The organism is Pseudomonas sp. ACN8, assembly GCF_002303925.1.
Taxonomy (GTDB): domain Bacteria; phylum Pseudomonadota; class Gammaproteobacteria; order Pseudomonadales; family Pseudomonadaceae; genus Aquipseudomonas.
The window spans coordinates 1-14,658 of sequence record NZ_MRCS01000051.1 but is presented as its reverse complement, the minus strand read 5'-3'; the positions used below and the strand labels follow the sequence as shown (position 1 = coordinate 14,658).

At 60.6% G+C, this 14,658-nt stretch carries 14 protein-coding genes; 7 read left to right on the top strand and 7 right to left on the bottom strand.

Features of this window, described 5'->3' with window-relative positions:
- Nucleotides 1-106 precede the first annotated feature (106 nt).
- Both zwf and gnd read right to left on the bottom strand, forming a co-directional pair.
- Nucleotides 107-1,621 carry a glucose-6-phosphate dehydrogenase gene (zwf, locus tag BSF44_RS24040; protein ID WP_095945617.1) on the bottom strand — a complete coding sequence of 505 codons (1,515 nt, stop codon included), beginning with the start codon at nucleotides 1,619-1,621 and terminating at the stop codon, nucleotides 107-109.
- On the bottom strand, nucleotides 1,618-2,598 hold the full coding sequence (gene gnd / locus BSF44_RS24035) for a phosphogluconate dehydrogenase (NAD(+)-dependent, decarboxylating) (RefSeq protein ID WP_095945616.1): 981 nt from the start codon (nucleotides 2,596-2,598) through the stop codon (nucleotides 1,618-1,620). The genes zwf and gnd overlap by 4 nt, the downstream gene beginning before the upstream one ends.
- A 271-nt stretch (nucleotides 2,599-2,869) precedes the next feature.
- Here gnd and BSF44_RS30420 point away from each other — a divergent pair, with 271 nt between their 5' ends.
- From BSF44_RS30420 to BSF44_RS24025, 3 genes are all read left to right on the top strand, one after another.
- A complete protein-coding gene (locus BSF44_RS30420) occupies nucleotides 2,870-3,034 on the top strand; it encodes a DUF6026 family protein (RefSeq protein WP_172435395.1) in 165 nt (54 codons plus the stop codon).
- Between the two features lie 216 nt (nucleotides 3,035-3,250).
- Nucleotides 3,251-4,987 (top strand): phosphoethanolamine transferase CptA, encoded by a 1,737-nt coding sequence (locus BSF44_RS24030; RefSeq protein WP_095945615.1) that lies wholly within the window; start codon nucleotides 3,251-3,253, stop codon nucleotides 4,985-4,987.
- A gap of 167 nt (nucleotides 4,988-5,154) precedes the next feature.
- The gene (locus BSF44_RS24025; RefSeq protein ID WP_095945614.1) at nucleotides 5,155-5,364 is read left to right on the top strand and encodes a hypothetical protein; all 210 of its coding nucleotides are present in this window, start codon (nucleotides 5,155-5,157) and stop codon (nucleotides 5,362-5,364) included.
- A 61-nt stretch (nucleotides 5,365-5,425) separates the two neighbouring features.
- Here the strand turns inward: BSF44_RS24025 and BSF44_RS24020 are convergent, their stop codons facing one another.
- From BSF44_RS24020 to zapE, 3 genes are all read right to left on the bottom strand, one after another.
- Nucleotides 5,426-5,917: a GNAT family N-acetyltransferase gene (locus BSF44_RS24020; RefSeq protein ID WP_095945647.1), complete on the bottom strand. Its 492-nt coding sequence runs from the start codon at nucleotides 5,915-5,917 to the stop codon at nucleotides 5,426-5,428.
- 118 nt (nucleotides 5,918-6,035) lie between these two features.
- A complete protein-coding gene (locus tag BSF44_RS24015; RefSeq protein ID WP_095945613.1) occupies nucleotides 6,036-6,617 on the bottom strand; it encodes a DinB family protein in 582 nt (193 codons plus the stop codon).
- Nucleotides 6,618-6,643: 26 nt separating this feature from the next.
- A complete protein-coding gene (gene zapE, locus BSF44_RS24010; protein ID WP_095945612.1) occupies nucleotides 6,644-7,762 on the bottom strand; it encodes a cell division protein ZapE in 1,119 nt (372 codons plus the stop codon).
- 158 nt (nucleotides 7,763-7,920) lie between these two features.
- Here zapE and BSF44_RS24005 point away from each other — a divergent pair, with 158 nt between their 5' ends.
- Nucleotides 7,921-8,973, top strand: coding sequence for an aldo/keto reductase (locus BSF44_RS24005; protein ID WP_095945611.1), 1,053 nt, complete (start codon nucleotides 7,921-7,923; stop codon nucleotides 8,971-8,973).
- A gap of 116 nt (nucleotides 8,974-9,089) precedes the next feature.
- On the opposite strand, the gene speB is transcribed toward BSF44_RS24005, so the two are convergent.
- Both speB and BSF44_RS23995 read right to left on the bottom strand, forming a co-directional pair.
- Nucleotides 9,090-10,049 carry an agmatinase gene (gene speB / locus BSF44_RS24000; RefSeq protein WP_095945610.1) on the bottom strand — a complete coding sequence of 320 codons (960 nt, stop codon included), beginning with the start codon at nucleotides 10,047-10,049 and terminating at the stop codon, nucleotides 9,090-9,092.
- 20 nt (nucleotides 10,050-10,069) lie between these two features.
- A complete protein-coding gene (locus BSF44_RS23995) occupies nucleotides 10,070-11,161 on the bottom strand; it encodes a polyamine ABC transporter substrate-binding protein (RefSeq protein WP_095945609.1) in 1,092 nt (363 codons plus the stop codon).
- 101 nt (nucleotides 11,162-11,262) lie between these two features.
- Between BSF44_RS23995 and BSF44_RS23990 the strand changes: the two genes are divergently transcribed.
- The 3 genes from BSF44_RS23990 (at nucleotide 11,263) to BSF44_RS23980 (ending at nucleotide 14,582) form a co-directional block, all read left to right on the top strand.
- Nucleotides 11,263-12,156: a LysR family transcriptional regulator gene (locus tag BSF44_RS23990; RefSeq protein WP_095945608.1), complete on the top strand. Its 894-nt coding sequence runs from the start codon at nucleotides 11,263-11,265 to the stop codon at nucleotides 12,154-12,156.
- 164 nt (nucleotides 12,157-12,320) lie between these two features.
- Nucleotides 12,321-13,427, top strand: coding sequence for an enoyl-CoA hydratase/isomerase family protein (locus tag BSF44_RS23985; protein WP_095945607.1), 1,107 nt, complete (start codon nucleotides 12,321-12,323; stop codon nucleotides 13,425-13,427).
- A 3-nt stretch (nucleotides 13,428-13,430) separates the two neighbouring features.
- Nucleotides 13,431-14,582 (top strand): acyl-CoA dehydrogenase family protein, encoded by a 1,152-nt coding sequence (locus tag BSF44_RS23980; RefSeq protein WP_095945606.1) that lies wholly within the window; start codon nucleotides 13,431-13,433, stop codon nucleotides 14,580-14,582.
- Nucleotides 14,583-14,658 lie beyond the last annotated feature (76 nt).

The following is a 14,658-nucleotide window of genomic DNA, read 5'->3' as shown; positions in this document are numbered from 1 at the left end:
CCCTGTGGGAGCGAGCTTGCTCCGGGCGGCGTTCCGACGATAGCGGTCTGTCAGACACAAGGATGTTGAATGTGCCGCCGCCATCGCGAGCAAGCTCGCTCCCACATTATCCGAGGCGGTGCCAGACGCGGCCGTCACGGGTGAGCAGTTCTTCGCCGGCCCTGGGGCCGTTTTCCCCGGCGGCATAGCGCTGCACGGTGGAATCCTGCTGCCAGGCATCCAGGAACGGTTGCACCGCGCGCCAGCCGTTTTCGATGTTGTCGGCGCGCTGGAACAACGTCTGGTCACCCGTCAGGCAATCGTAGATCAGGGTCTCGTAGCCAGTAGACGGCTGCATCTCGAAGAAGTCCTTGTAGGCGAACCCCAGCTCGATGTTGTCCATTTTCAGGGCCTGACCGGGGCGCTTGGCCAACAGGTCAAACCACATGCCTTCGTTCGGCTGAATCTGAATGCGCAGATAGGTCGGCTGCAGCTCATCGACTTCGGTATCGCGGAACTGTGCATAGGGCGCCGGCTTGAAGCAGATCACGATCTCGGTGTCACGCACGCTCATGCGCTTGCCGGTGCGCAGGTAGAACGGCACGCCGACCCAACGCCAGTTGTCGATCATGACCTTGAGGGCCACATAGGTTTCGGTATTGCTGTCGGGCGCGACCTTGTCTTCCTGGCGGTAGCCCGGCAGCGCCTTGCCATCGATTTCACCGGCGGCGTATTGGCCGCGCACCGAGTTGGCGCGGGCCTCCTCGACTGTCCATGGACGGATCGCGCCAACGACCTTGGCTTTCTCGCCGCGCACTGCATCGGCACCAAACGCCGCGGGTGGCTCCATCGCCACCATCGCCAGCAACTGGAACAGGTGATTGGGCACCATGTCCCGCAGCGCGCCGGTGTGCTCATAGAAACTGCCACGGGTTTCCACGCCGACGGTTTCGGCGGCGGTGATCTGCACGTGGTCGATGTAGTGATTGTTCCAGAACGCTTCGAACAGGCTGTTGGAGAAGCGGCTGACCAGGATGTTCTGCACGGTCTCCTTGCCCAGGTAATGGTCGATCCGGTAAATCTGCTTTTCCGTCATCACCTTGAGCAGGCAGGCGTTCAAGGCCTCGGCCGTATGCAGGTCGGAGCCGAAGGGCTTTTCGATCACCACCCTTCTGAACGCCTCGGGAGTTTCCTCCAGCAATCCGGCGGCACCGAGACGACGTGCCACTTCACTGAAGAAACGCGGCGCGGTGGCCAGGTAGAACACCGCATTGCCGGTACCGCTGTCGGCGATTTTCGCCGCCAGCGCTTGATAAGTGCTGTCGTCCAGGAAATCGCCCTGGACGTAGCTGATGCCTTTGGCAAGTCTTGACCAGACCGCTGGATCAAGGGTGTGGTCACCCTTGCCAGCCATCTCGTTGCGAATGAACTCTTCGAGCTTTTGCGCAAAGCCTTCATCGCTGATGGCGTTATGGTCAACGCCGATGATCCGCAGTCCATCCCCGAGTAACCCGTTGCGCTTGAGGTTATACAGCGCCGGTACCAACAGACGCTTGACCAGGTCACCGTGGGCGCCAAACAGAAACAGCGTGGTCGGTGGAGCGGGCTCAGCCTTGGATTTCCTGCGGATCGCGTGGGTCATTTTTTCGAGGTCTCCACATGGCCACCGAAGCCAAAGCGCTGGGCCGAGAGAATCTTGTCGCCGAAACTGCCTTGTCCACGGGAACGGTAGCGGGAGAACAGCGAATTCGACAGCACCGGCACCGGCACCGCTTGTTCCATGGCGGCTTCGATGGTCCATTGCCCTTCACCGCTGTCGGCCACGGACCCGGAGAAACCGTCGAGTTTCGAGTCGCTGGCCAGGGCATCGGCCGTCAGGTCCAGCAACCACGAGGACACCACGCTGCCACGACGCCACACTTCGGCGATGTCGGCGACGTTCAGGTCGAAACGCTGGTCTTGCGGCAGGCTCTCGCTGTTTTTGGTCTTGAGGATGTCGAAGCCTTCTGCAAACGCCTGCATCATTCCGTATTCGATGCCGTTGTGGATCATTTTCACGAAATGCCCGGCGCCGGCCGGACCTGCATGAATATAACCACGTTCGGCTCGATCGTCTTCGGACCTGCGGTCCTTGGTGCGCGGGATGTCGCCCAGGCCCGGTGCCAGGGTTGCGAACAGTGGGTCGAGGCGTTTAACGGTCTCGGCATCGCCACCGATCATCATGCAGTAACCGCGCTCCAGGCCCCAGACGCCGCCGGATGTACCGACGTCGATGTAGTGCAGGCCTTTTTCCGACAGGGTCTTGGCCCGGCGGATATCGTCCTTATAGAAGGTGTTGCCGCCGTCGATGATGGTGTCGCCGGCTTCGAGCAAGGTGCTCAGGGTGTCGATGGTTTCTTCGGTCGGCGCGCCGGCCGGCAGCATGACCCAGACCGCACGCGGCCTGGCCAGGCCGGCGACCAGCGCCGGCAGATCGCTGACGCCGGTGGAGCCCTCTGTGGCCAGGGCTTCGACAAAGGCGGTATTGCGATCGTAAACAACGGTGGTGTGCCCGTTGAGCATCAGGCGCCGCGCAATATTGCCGCCCATGCGGCCCAGTCCAATAATCCCGAGTTGCATGTGCTGATGCTCCCTACTACAAATTAAAGTGTGTCAAAGGTTATAGCCCAACGCGACTCATGAGGTTAGTCCAGAGCGTTGGCGTGAAGTTTCCGGGCATTGTGCCCGATCCTGATGGATAACGTCGGGAATCAAACCGAAGACACAACGACCATGAAAAATAAAAAAGTTCCCTTTGGGGGCAAAAGAAATCAAAATTGGCGCCGATAGTAGGTCAGCCCGGATTTCGAGGCGTACCCACAGTTGAGACACGCCATTTGCGAGGTGAGCAATGGGCACAGTACATACCGCACTGCCAGCACAAACCCTTTACGTCACAATCCGTCGCGATGAATTGCGTCAGTTGAAAAGCGAACGCGATCAGTTGAAGCAGGAACTGGCGAAACTGCGGCTACAGCTGCAAGCCAGTCAAGTGCAGCCCCTGGCTGCGGTGTAGCGCACCCCGCTCACCTGATTCCCTCCTTTGAAGCGGAAGCAGTCTGCACTGTTTCCGCACCGGCTCATGCCCTGCCACCCTTGGCAACTCACAAAATTTTCACAATTGCCCCACGATAATTACTCGTTTAGGTCGCCCGATTCCGCGCGGCCCTCGTTCGTCGTCCGCGATATCCAAGTCACGGCGGTGGTAGTGAATTCTCGGCTGGAGCGCTGAATGTCTTGGTTTAAACGCAGTAAAACCACTGCGGCAGGTTTCGATTGGGCCGGATTTGTCTGGCTGTTTGTCTTCTTCTGGTACTTTTCCGGCATCACCCAACTACTGATCCAGCTGACTGGCACCTCCGGCTTTACCGGGTTCCGCCAGGCCTTCGTCATGAGCGCCATCTGGCTGGCGCCGATGCTGCTGTTCCCCCGGCAAACCCGCGTCATGGCTGCCGTGATCGGCGTCGTGCTGTGGGCGTGTTCCATGGCGAGCCTGGGTTACTTCTTCATTTATCAGCAGGAGTTTTCCCAAAGCGTCATCTTCATCATGTTCGAGTCGAACGTGGCTGAAGCCGGCGAGTACATGACCCAATACTTTGCCTGGTGGATGGTCCCGGCGTTCCTGGCCCACAGCGCTTTTTCCTGGTTCCTGTGGACACGCCTGCGCCCGGTGTACCTGTCGCGTGGCAAGGCACTGGTCGCGGCAACAGCCCTCCTGTTCGCCGTGGTCGCCTATCCACTGATCAAGCAGACCCAGCGCACCGGCAGTTTCGCCGCCGGCTTCGAGAAGTTCGAAACCCGCATCGAACCGGCGGTGCCATGGCAGATGGCGGTGGCCTATCACCGTTACCTCGACACCCTGGCCGGCATGCAGGACATGCTGGAAAGCGCCAGCAAGATTCCACCGCTGCACAACCTCAAGGACGTCATGGCCAACACGCCTGCGACCCTGGTGCTGGTGATCGGCGAGTCCACCAACCGCCAACGCATGAGCCTGTACGGCTATCCCCGGCCAACCACGCCGGAACTGGACAAGCTCAAGGATCAGCTGAACGTTTTCGACAACGTCATCACCCCGCGCCCCTACACCATTGAGGCGCTGCAGCAGGTCCTGACCTTCGCCGACGAAGAAAACCCGGACCTGTACCTGTCGACGCCATCGCTGGTCAGCATGATGAAACAGGCGGGCTACAAGACCTTCTGGATCACCAACCAGCAGACCATGACCAAGCGCAACACCATGCTCACGACCTTCTCCGAACAGGCCGACGAGCAGGTGTACTTGAACAACAACCGCAACCAGAACGCCGCCCAATACGATGGCGACGTGATCGAGCCGTTCAACAAGGCCCTCGCCGACGGGGCACCGCGTAAACTCATCGTCGTGCATTTGCTCGGCACGCACATGAGCTACCAGTACCGCTACCCGTCGACCTTCGACAAGTTCCAGGACCGCGAAGGCGTGCCTGCCGGTATTCGCGATGACCAGTTGCCCACGTACAACAGCTACGACAATGCCGTGCTGTACAACGACTTCGTGGTGTCCAGCCTGATCAAGGACTACGCCAGGACCAATCCCAACGGCTTCCTGCTGTACCTGTCCGACCATGGCGAAGACGTGTTCGATTCCGTGGGCCACAGCACCCTGGGGCGCAACGAGAACAAGCCGACAGCACCGATGTACACCATTCCGTTCATGGCCTGGGCTTCGCCGAAATGGCGCGCAACCCATGACTGGAACCTCGCCGGTGATCTCTCGCGTCCTTACAGCAGCTCGCACCTGATCCACACCTGGGCGGACCTGGCCGGCCTGAGTTTCGATGAACTCGATCGCAGCAAAAGCCTCGTCAGCGACAGCTTCAAGCCCCGGCCATTGATGATCGGCAACCCCTATGAGCGTGAGCAACGGGCGTTGATCGACTTCAGTCTGATGAAGCCCAGGACGCCACCGACGGTCGTCCAGCAGTAATCCTTTCAGGGGCCGGTTCCGGCCCCTTTTTCATGCCCCGCTGCAGCCATTCAGGTCGTTGGCGAAGTTCATTCCCATTTAACCGAATCGGCGGATAATGCCATTTCGACACTGCTTCATTGATTCATGGACGAAAGGCATCCGACATCTGTAGTGGGAGGCAAACCATGAAACACACCGCAATGATTCTCGCCGGCCTGATGGCCTTGGGCTCAACCAGCGCTTTTGCCGAAGGTGGGGCCGAACGCATGCGCTATTACTACGAAAGCCTGCGACTGGCCCAGCAAGAAGCCCTGGGGCACCCTATCCAAAGCACTGCGCTGAGGGTTCCGGACGATCAAACCGCACAAATGACTGAAACCTACAGACCGAAATGATCGTTAGCTTCAAAGAAGACTGTCGGGCGTCCTGATGGACGCCCTTTTTTTGCCTGTTGAATCAGAGGCTCTTGGTCCAGAACAGCATCCGTCCGTGTGCCGGGTCGAACATGCCGGCGGCGAAACCGGCTTTTTCATAGGAGCCCTGGGCCACGGCATTGCCTTCCAGCACTTCCAGGGTGAGCTTGCAGCAACCACGTTGACGGGCGATGTCCTCGACCTTTTGCAGCATCTTCTGGCTCAAGCCCAGGCCGCGAAATTTTTTCACCACCGACACATCGTGCACATTGACCAGCGGCCGGCAGGCGAAGGTCGAGAATCCCTCGAAGCAATTGACCAGCCCGGCCGGCTCGCCACCGACAAAGGCCAGCACACTGAAGGCGTGAGGACGCCGGGCAAGTTCTGCCGGAAGTTGCTCCAGAACATGGGCCGGCAACGGCTGGCCGCCCCCCATCGGGTCCTCGGCGTAGTGGTTCAACACCAGACAAATAGCCTCGGCATGCACCGGATTGGTGTAACTGGCCTGAAGCACAAGAATTTCTGCGAAGTCCATTTCCATCCTCGATCACTCATGAAGTAGCCCCCAGCATGTATTTCACGCTGAAGTGCGCGCTGACCATAGCGCGAGCACCGTGCCGACGACAATCGCAACCGAGGAAATCTTTTGCCGCTCAAGCGCCCCAGATCAAGGCTTCGGTCCATCCCAGCTCGGCAAAGTCCTCGGCGCGCAAGTGCGACTCACCGGCGCAGAAAAACTCGTCGAGTTGCGGTGGCTTGACCGAAGTGCCGCTGAGCATGGCGTGAACCTGGCCGCGGTGATGGATCTGGTGCTCAAACAAATGGGACAGCAGGCGCAAGCGACTGTCGTATTGCGGGGTGTCGCGGGCGATGGTCACGATTTTGCCGAGGTCGGCATCGCGCATCTGCTCGCAGTAGGCGATCAGCCGGCGGTCGACACGGGCCTGTTCGCCAACCAGGTCTGGCGCAACAAGACAGGGCTCGTCTTCCTTGAAGAACACCCGGTAATCGGGATGCGGATCGTCGCCGCGCAGTTCGCGCTCCAGGGCGTCCACATAAAGCCAGTCACAGGTGAGGATATGGTTGAGGGTGGCGCGGATCGTCGGGAAGAAACTGATCCGGGGCGCGCTCAGTTCCTGCGGGCTCAACTGACGCCAGGCCTTGGCCAGGCGGTGATTGGCCCAGGCGTTCTGATAGGCCATGGTCAGCAAATGGTGTGACAGGGGCTGATTCATGTTCGCTGCTCCCGATCAAATCCTGATCAAACTTCGGCAAACCGTTGCAGTTGCATTTCCTGTAATCGGCTGAGGGTACGGCGGAACGGGAATTCCAGATAACCCTCGGTGTATAGCGACGCCATGGGCACTTGCGCTTCAAGGTACAGCGGCACCTTGCGGTCGTAGCACTCGTCCACCAGGGCAATGAACCGTCGCACACCGTCGTCATGCACCGACAACTGCGGCAACTCACGGTCCCCCGCTTCCACCCGCTCGACACCGTCCTCTGTGCCACGGGCAATACGCCCGGCGCGTTTCTGTGCGCTGAGGTTGGGCACGTCACTCAACAGAATAGCGCCGTAGGTATCGCACAGGGCGACGAAATCCATGGCCGCGAAGGGTTGCTCGCACAGCGCGGCGTAACGGGTCCAGAGCACCGTCGGGCTGGCCTTGATCACCTCAAGGGAACGGTGACCGACCTTGACTGGCTCGCTCGATACTGACTGGCCGACGTTCAACAACTGGAATACTTCACCCAAAGCGCCGAGGTTACCGGGCTCGGCCACCCAATAACGTTGCAAACCGGCCCCCGGATGCAGGCGATGGTCTTCCCCGCCATCCACCGCAATCACCTGCATGTGCTGCTTGATCGCCGCGATGGCGGGCATGAAACGGTCGCGATTGAAACCGTCGGCGTACAACTGGTCCGGCGGCAGATTGGACGTGCAGACCACCACCACGCCCTGTTCGAACATCACCTGGAACAGGCGCCCGAGAATGATCGCATCGCCGATGTCATTGACGAACAGCTCATCGAAACAAAGCACCCGCACTTCTTCGGCCAGTTCCCGGGCCAACGCCTTGAGCGGGTCGGCGGTGCCGGTCAGTTGAAAGGAGCGCTGGTGCACCCAGCCCATGAAGTGGTGAAAGTGCTGGCGCCGCGCCGGTACCCGCAGGCTTTGGTAAAACTGGTCCATCAGCCAGGTCTTGCCCCGCCCCACCGGCCCCCACAGGTACACGCCGGAAATGGACGAGCGGCCTTCACGCAGCGCTTCGTGGCACTTTTGCAGGGCCCACACGGCATGTTCCTGGGCCTCGTCCTGGACGAAGCCCTTTTGTTCGATGGCATGCTGCCAGGCGCTTAAGGGGGAATAGATAGTCATGGGCGGCAGTATGCCATTGCGTATCGATAACGCGACCAGTGATCGGCGAATTTATGCAGGAAGGAAAAGCACCTTGACGCATTAGATTATCAGCATCATATTTATAAATGTCATATGCAATCTATTGAATCTTGTCGCCACCCATCTGGAGTCATCCCATGCATTACAAAGTTTTCGGTCGTAAAACCGGCTTGCGTGTTTCCGAACTGGCGTTGGGTGCCGGCAACTTCGGTACCGGCTGGGGCCATGGCGCCGAGCGTGACGAAGCCATGCGGATTTTTGATGCCTATCTGGAGGCCGGTGGCAATTTCATCGATACCGCCAATGGCTATCAGGGCGGACAGTCCGAGGCCATGCTCAGCGAATTCATTGCCGCAGAACGGGATCGCCTGGTCATCGCCACCAAATACACCCTCGGGACTACACCGGCGGACGGCATTTCCCACACTGGCAACAGCCGCAAGAACATGGTGCGCGCCGTCGAAGAAAGCCTGAAACGCCTGAAGACCGAGCATATCGACCTGTTCTGGGCGCACATGAGCGACGGCGTCACGCCCATGGAAGAGATCCTGCGCGGCTTCGACGATCTGGTCAGTGCCGGCAAGATTCATTACGCCGGGCTGTCGAACTTCCCCGCGTGGCGCATCGCCCGTGCCGACCTGCTGGCCGAGGTGCGTGGTTTTTCGCCGATTGCCGCGATCCAGGTCGAGTACAGCCTCGCCGAACGCACTGCCGAGCGTGAACAACTGCCGATGGCCGAAGCCCTGGGCCTGGCAGCGACCTTGTGGTCGCCGCTGGGTGGCGGCTTCCTGACGGGTAAATATCGCAACAGTGAGGGCGACAATCGCGCGAACAAGCTCGGCGTGCTGATTCATGCCGAAAAAAGCGCCCGCGAAACCGCCCTGCTCGACACCTTGATCGATGTCGCCGTCGAACAGGACGCCAGCCCGACCCACGTGGCCATTGCCTGGCTGCGGGAAAAAGCCAGGCGCTCGACCACGGCGCTGATTCCGATCCTCGGTTCCCGGACCCGGGAGCAACTGGACGCCACGTTAGGTGCGCTGAATGTGCAGTTGAGCACCGAGCAAATGGCACGACTGGACGCCGTCAGTGACGTGGCCAAAGGCGTGCCGCACGAATCCATTTCCGGTTCGTCCGCACGGTTCAGCGGCGGTCAGATCCTCGACCTGCCAATGATTCCAGTGGCCTGACACAAATCAAAACTGTGGGAGCGAGCCTGCTCGCGATGAGGGCGGAACATTCAACATCCATGTTGGCTGAACGATCGCTATCGCGAGCAGGCTCGCTCCTGCATTTCGACCGCGTACTACTTATCGACCTTATGCCTGGCCGCATACAGACACAGCATTTCCATCGCCAATGTCGCCGCCGCCAGTGACGTGATCTCCGCGCTGTCATAGACCGGAGCCACTTCCACCACGTCCATGCCCACCAGGTTGATCCCGCGCAGGCCACCGAGAATCTCCAGCGCCTGCACCGTGCTCAAGCCGCCGCACACGGGGGTTCCGGTGCCTGGGGCGTACGCCGGATCGAGGCAGTCGATGTCGAAGGTCAGGTACACCGGGTTGTCGCCGACCCGGGCGCGAATCGCCTCGACAATCGCTTCGCAGCCACGGCGATGCACCTGCCGCGCGTCGAGCACTTGAAAGCCTTGATGGTCGTCATTGGTGGTGCGCAAGCCGATTTGTACTGAGCGCGATGGATCCACCAGCCCTTCTTTGGCCGCGTGCCAGAACATGGTGCCGTGATCGATGCGCTTGCCCTCTTCGTCCGGCCAGGTGTCGCTGTGGGCGTCGAAGTGGATCAGCGACAAGGCCCCGTGCTTGCGGGCATGGGCCTTGAGCAGCGGATAGGTGATGAAATGATCGCCGCCAAAGGTCAGCATCGCCGTGCCGGCATCGAGAATGTGCTCGGCGTGGGCCTCAATCATTTCGGGCGTCGACTGCGGCGAGCCGTAATCGAAATCGCAATCGCCGTAGTCGATGACCGCCAGGTGATCGAACGGATCAAACGTCCATGGCCAGTGCCGTTCCCAGGCGATCCCGGCAGAGGCCGCACGAATGCCACGTGGTCCGAAGCGAGCGCCTGGGCGGTTGCTGGTGGCGGTGTCGAACGGCACGCCACTGACCGCCACATCAACGCCACGCAGGTCGCGACTGTAACGCCGACGCATGAAACTGGTGATGCCGGCGTAGGTACTTTCGGCGGCCGTGCCGTAAAGGCTGTCACGGGTAAGGGCTTGATCGTTCTGCATCGGGACGTCCATTGAAGGCTCCTTCTCTTTTCTTATTGGCGGCTACGGAAAGTGGTCCACAAGCGGGTACGCTGGCGCATGTCCTTGAGGTTCATGCTGCGGTCGGCGTACAGCCGCTCCCGCAGGTCGGCCAGCGGGTAGATGTCCGGATCGGTGCGCACCGCTTCATCCACCAGCGGCGTGGCGGCCTGGTTCGCCGTGGCGAAGAACAAGGTGTTGGTCAGTGCCGCCACGGACTCGGGGCGCAACATGAACTCGATAAAGGCGCGGGCGGCTTCGGGGTGCGGCGCGTCCTTGGGAATCGCCAGGTTGTCCTGCCACACGAGGGTGCCTTCCTTGGGAATCCGGTAGGCGATTTCAAAGGGTTTGTCGGCCTTGCGTGCCTGGTCGGCAGCCATGCTCGCGTCACCGTTGTAGGTCAGCGCCAGGCACACGCTGCCATTGGCCAGGTCGCTGATCTGCCGCCCGGTGGCGACGTACAGCACGTTCGGCTGTAACTGATGCAGCAACGCCTCGGCGGCTGACAGATCGTTCTTGTCCGTGCTGTAGGGATCTTTACCCAGGTAGTGCAACGCCAGTCCGATCACCTCCTGGGGCGAGTCGAGAATGGCGATGCCGCAGTCCTTCAACTTGCTCGCGTACTCGGGTTTGAACAGCAGGTCCAGGCTGTTGAGCGGCGCATCCGGCAAGCGCTGCCTGACCGCCTCGACGTTCATGCCCAAACCCAGGGTGCCCCAGGTGTAAGGCACGCCATAGCGGTTGCCCGGGTCGACAGCGGCGAGTTTTTCGAGCAAGTCCGGGTCGAGGTTGGCGTAACCCTTGAGTCCTTCGTGGGGAATCGGTTTCAACGCCCCGGCCGCAAGCCCCCGGGCCAGTACGCTGGAGGACGGCACCACCACGTCATAACCGCTGCCGCCGGTGAGCAACTTGGTCTCCAGTACTTCCGAAGAGTCGAAGGTGTCATAGCGCACATGGATACCCGTCTCCTGCTCGAACCGTTGCAGGGTTTCGGGGGCCACGTAATCGGCCCAACTGTACAGATTGACCACCTTGTCTTCGGCCTGGGCCGATGCGGCCATGGCAAGGAACAGCGCGGGTAAACACAGCTTGAACATGGGAGCCATGACGAACACCTGACCAGAGGAAGTGGTGGCAGGATGCGTCGTCGGATACATTGGTAAAATATCAAGTTAATTAACCTGACTTTATGACGGAGTAATGTTTGATGCTCGGCCAACTCCACGATCTGGATCTGCAATTGTTGCGTCTGTTTGTCAGCGTGGTGGAGTGCGGCGGTTTCAGCGCCGCCCAGGGCGAACTGGGGTTGAGCCAGTCGAGCATCAGCCAGCAAATGGCCAAACTTGAAACCCGCCTGGGCTATCGGCTATGCAGTCGCGGCAAGGGAGGGTTCAGGGTCACGCCCAAGGGTGAACGACTGCTCAGCGCCACCCGTGGACTGTTCCAGTCCATCGAAGCGTTCCGTCATCAATCCAACGGCGTGGCCGGGCGCTTGATCGGCGAAGTGCGCCTGGGCCTGTCCGAAGCCCTGGATCAATCGGTGTTGCAACGGGTGGCCGAGGCGATCCGGCGCTTCCGTGAGCGGGACGAGTCCGTGCGCATCGAACTGATCAGCGCCATGCCTGGTGAAATGGAGCGTTTGCTGCTGCAACAGCGGCTGGACCTGGCCATCGGCTATTTCTCCCAAGTGCAAAGCGCGTTTGACTACCGCCAATTGTTCATTGAAACCCAGCATCTGTATTGCGCCCCCGGCCATCCGCTGTTCACCAATCCGGCCCCCGACGATCAGGATCTGCAGGCCTGCGACCGGGTCGATCACCCCTACCGCTTCCTGCGCAGTGACGAACCCTTCCAGGGCAAGTTGTGTTCGGCGCGCTCCGAACAAGTCGAAGGCACCCTCGCCTTCATCCTTTCCGGCAAGCATGTCGGTTACTTGCCCAGCCACTTCGCCCGTGGTTGGGAAGAGAAGGGTTTGCTCAGGGCTGTGCGCGGAGGCGACATGAGTTTCGACGTCGCGTTTCATCTGGCCCGGCACCGCGCACAGGTGGCCGGTGAGGCGCAGAAGGCGTTCGAAGAGGATCTGCTCGCAGCGTTTGCCTGAATTCGCCTTGGTCTACGCTGTAACAATACCGGACACCGGCATGCAAAAATGCACAGACAACCTGCACTTATTCGGGTTGTACAAGGCAAATTTGCACTGATACGATCCGCCATCGCTCGCGCGCGAGCATCTCGATAAAGAACAATAAAAGCAGGGAGTTAGTGATGACTGCTCAGGTTACTTCTCCAGGGACTCAGTCCATGGATGCCACGCAAAACGAAGTACTGGCCGAGGTTCGCAACCACATTGGTCACCTGACCCTCAACCGCCCCGCCGGCCTCAATGCCCTCACCCTGGACATGGTGCGCAACCTGCACCGCCAGCTCGACGCCTGGGCCCAGGATCCGCAAGTCCATGCCGTGGTCCTGCGCGGTGCCGGGGAAAAAGCCTTCTGTGCCGGTGGTGACATTCGCTCGCTGCATGACAGCTTCAAAAGCGGCGACACCCTGCACGAAGATTTCTTCGTCGAGGAATACGCCCTGGACCTTGCGATCCATCACTACCGCAAACCGGTGCTGGCCCTGATGGACGGTTTTGTCCTTGGCGGCGGCATGGGCCTGGTGCAAGGCGCGGACCTGCGGGTAGTCACCGAGAAAAGCCGCCTGGCCATGCCGGAAGTCGGTATCGGCTATTTCCCGGACGTCGGCGGCAGTTACTTCCTGCCGCGCATTCCCGGTGAACTGGGGATTTACCTCGGGGTCAGCGGTGTGCAGATTCGCGCCGCCGATGCGCTGTATTGCGGCCTGGCCGACTGGTACCTCGAAAGCGCCAGGCTGGGCACGCTGGACGAAAAACTCGACCAGCTCGAATGGCACGACACACCACTCAAGGATCTGCAAAGCCTGCTGGCAAAACTCGGCGTGCAGCAACTGCCCGATGCGCCACTGGCGACTTTGCGCCCGGCCATCGACCACTTCTTCGCCCAGGTCGACGTGCCGAGTATTGTGGAACAACTGCGCCAGGTAACGGTTGCCGACAGCCATGAGTGGGCCGTGACCACCGCCGACCTGCTGGAAACCCGCTCGCCGCTGGCCATGGCCGTGACCCTGGAAATGCTCCGTCGCGGACGCGAGCTGCCGCTGGAACAATGTTTCGCCCTAGAGCTGCACCTGGACCGCCAGTGGTTCGAGCGCGGCGACCTGATCGAAGGCGTGCGCGCCTTGCTGATCGACAAAGACAAGACACCACGCTGGAACCCGCCCACCCTCCGGGCGCTGGACGCCGAACACGTGGCGAGCTTCTTCAGCGGGTTTGACCAGAGCGAGAGCTGAGCCATGCACGATATCGAATTGAGCGAAGAGCAAGTCATGATCCGCGACATGGCCCGGGATTTTGCCCGCGGCGAAATCGCGCCCCATGCCCAGGCTTGGGAAAAGGCCGGTTGGATCGACGACGGTCTGGTGGCGAAGATGGGCGAACTGGGTCTGCTGGGCATGGTGGTCCCCGAGGAGTGGGGGGGCACCTATGTCGACTACGTGGCCTACGCCCTGGCGGTAGAAGAGATTTCCGCCGGCGACGGTGCTACCGGCGCCTTCATGAGCATCCACAATTCCGTGGGCTGCGGGCCTGTGCTGAACTACGGCAGCGAAGAACAGAAACAGACCTGGCTGGCGGACCTTGCCAGCGGCCAGGTCATCGGCTGCTTCTGCCTGACCGAACCCCAGGCCGGTTCCGAGGCGCACAACCTGCGCACCCGCGCCGAACTGCGCGACGGCCAGTGGGTGATCAACGGCGCCAAACAATTCGTCAGCAACGGCAAGCGGGCCAAACTGGCGATTGTGTTTGCCGTAACTGATCCGGACCTGGGCAAACGTGGCATCTCGGCGTTCCTGGTGCCGACCGACACTGCCGGTTTTATCGTCGACCGCACCGAACACAAGATGGGCATCCGTGCTTCCGATACCTGCGCCGTCACCCTGAACAACTGCAGTATCCCCGAGGCCAATTTGCTGGGCGAACGCGGCAAGGGCCTGGCCATCGCCTTGTCCAACCTTGAAGGCGGCCGCATCGGCATCGCCGCCCAGGCGCTGGGCATCGCCCGCGCGGCGTTCGAAGCGGCACTGGCCTACTCCCGCGACCGCGTGCAGTTTGGAAAAACCATCAATGAACACCAAAGCATCGCCAATCTGCTGGCCGACATGCACATGCAGTTGAACGCCGCGCGACTGATGATCCTGCACGCCGCACGCCTGCGCACCGCTGGTAAACCCTGCCTGTCGGAGGCGTCACAGGCCAAGCTGTTTGCGTCGGAAATGGCGGAAAAGGTCTGCTCGTCCGCCATTCAGATTCATGGCGGCTATGGCTACCTTGAAGACTATCCGGTGGAAAAATACTATCGGGATGCGCGGATCACGCAGATCTACGAAGGGTCGAGCGAGATTCAGCGGATGGTGATTGCCCGCGAACTGAAGAACTACCTGGTGTGAAGGCCTGTAGGAGCGAGCTCGCTCGCGATGAAAGTCAACGATGACGCGGGGCACCTGAATCAACCCGGTGCCCTCA

Bases quoted from the DNA above. Each gene is read 5' to 3' on its own strand.
- zwf (WP_095945617.1), bottom strand. From the start codon at position 1,621: ATGACCCACGCGATCCGCAGGAAATCCAAGGCTGAGCCCGCTCCACCG.
- gnd (WP_095945616.1), bottom strand. From the start codon at position 2,598: ATGCAACTCGGGATTATTGGACTGGGCCGCATGGGCGGCAATATTGCG.
- BSF44_RS30420 (WP_172435395.1), top strand. From the start codon at position 2,870: ATGGGCACAGTACATACCGCACTGCCAGCACAAACCCTTTACGTCACA.
- BSF44_RS24030 (WP_095945615.1), top strand. From the start codon at position 3,251: ATGTCTTGGTTTAAACGCAGTAAAACCACTGCGGCAGGTTTCGATTGG.
- BSF44_RS24025 (WP_095945614.1), top strand. From the start codon at position 5,155: ATGAAACACACCGCAATGATTCTCGCCGGCCTGATGGCCTTGGGCTCA.
- BSF44_RS24020 (WP_095945647.1), bottom strand. From the start codon at position 5,917: ATGGACTTCGCAGAAATTCTTGTGCTTCAGGCCAGTTACACCAATCCG.
- BSF44_RS24015 (WP_095945613.1), bottom strand. From the start codon at position 6,617: ATGAATCAGCCCCTGTCACACCATTTGCTGACCATGGCCTATCAGAAC.
- zapE (WP_095945612.1), bottom strand. From the start codon at position 7,762: ATGACTATCTATTCCCCCTTAAGCGCCTGGCAGCATGCCATCGAACAA.
- BSF44_RS24005 (WP_095945611.1), top strand. From the start codon at position 7,921: ATGCATTACAAAGTTTTCGGTCGTAAAACCGGCTTGCGTGTTTCCGAA.
- speB (WP_095945610.1), bottom strand. From the start codon at position 10,049: ATGGACGTCCCGATGCAGAACGATCAAGCCCTTACCCGTGACAGCCTT.
- BSF44_RS23995 (WP_095945609.1), bottom strand. From the start codon at position 11,161: ATGGCTCCCATGTTCAAGCTGTGTTTACCCGCGCTGTTCCTTGCCATG.
- BSF44_RS23990 (WP_095945608.1), top strand. From the start codon at position 11,263: ATGCTCGGCCAACTCCACGATCTGGATCTGCAATTGTTGCGTCTGTTT.
- BSF44_RS23985 (WP_095945607.1), top strand. From the start codon at position 12,321: ATGACTGCTCAGGTTACTTCTCCAGGGACTCAGTCCATGGATGCCACG.
- BSF44_RS23980 (WP_095945606.1), top strand. From the start codon at position 13,431: ATGCACGATATCGAATTGAGCGAAGAGCAAGTCATGATCCGCGACATG.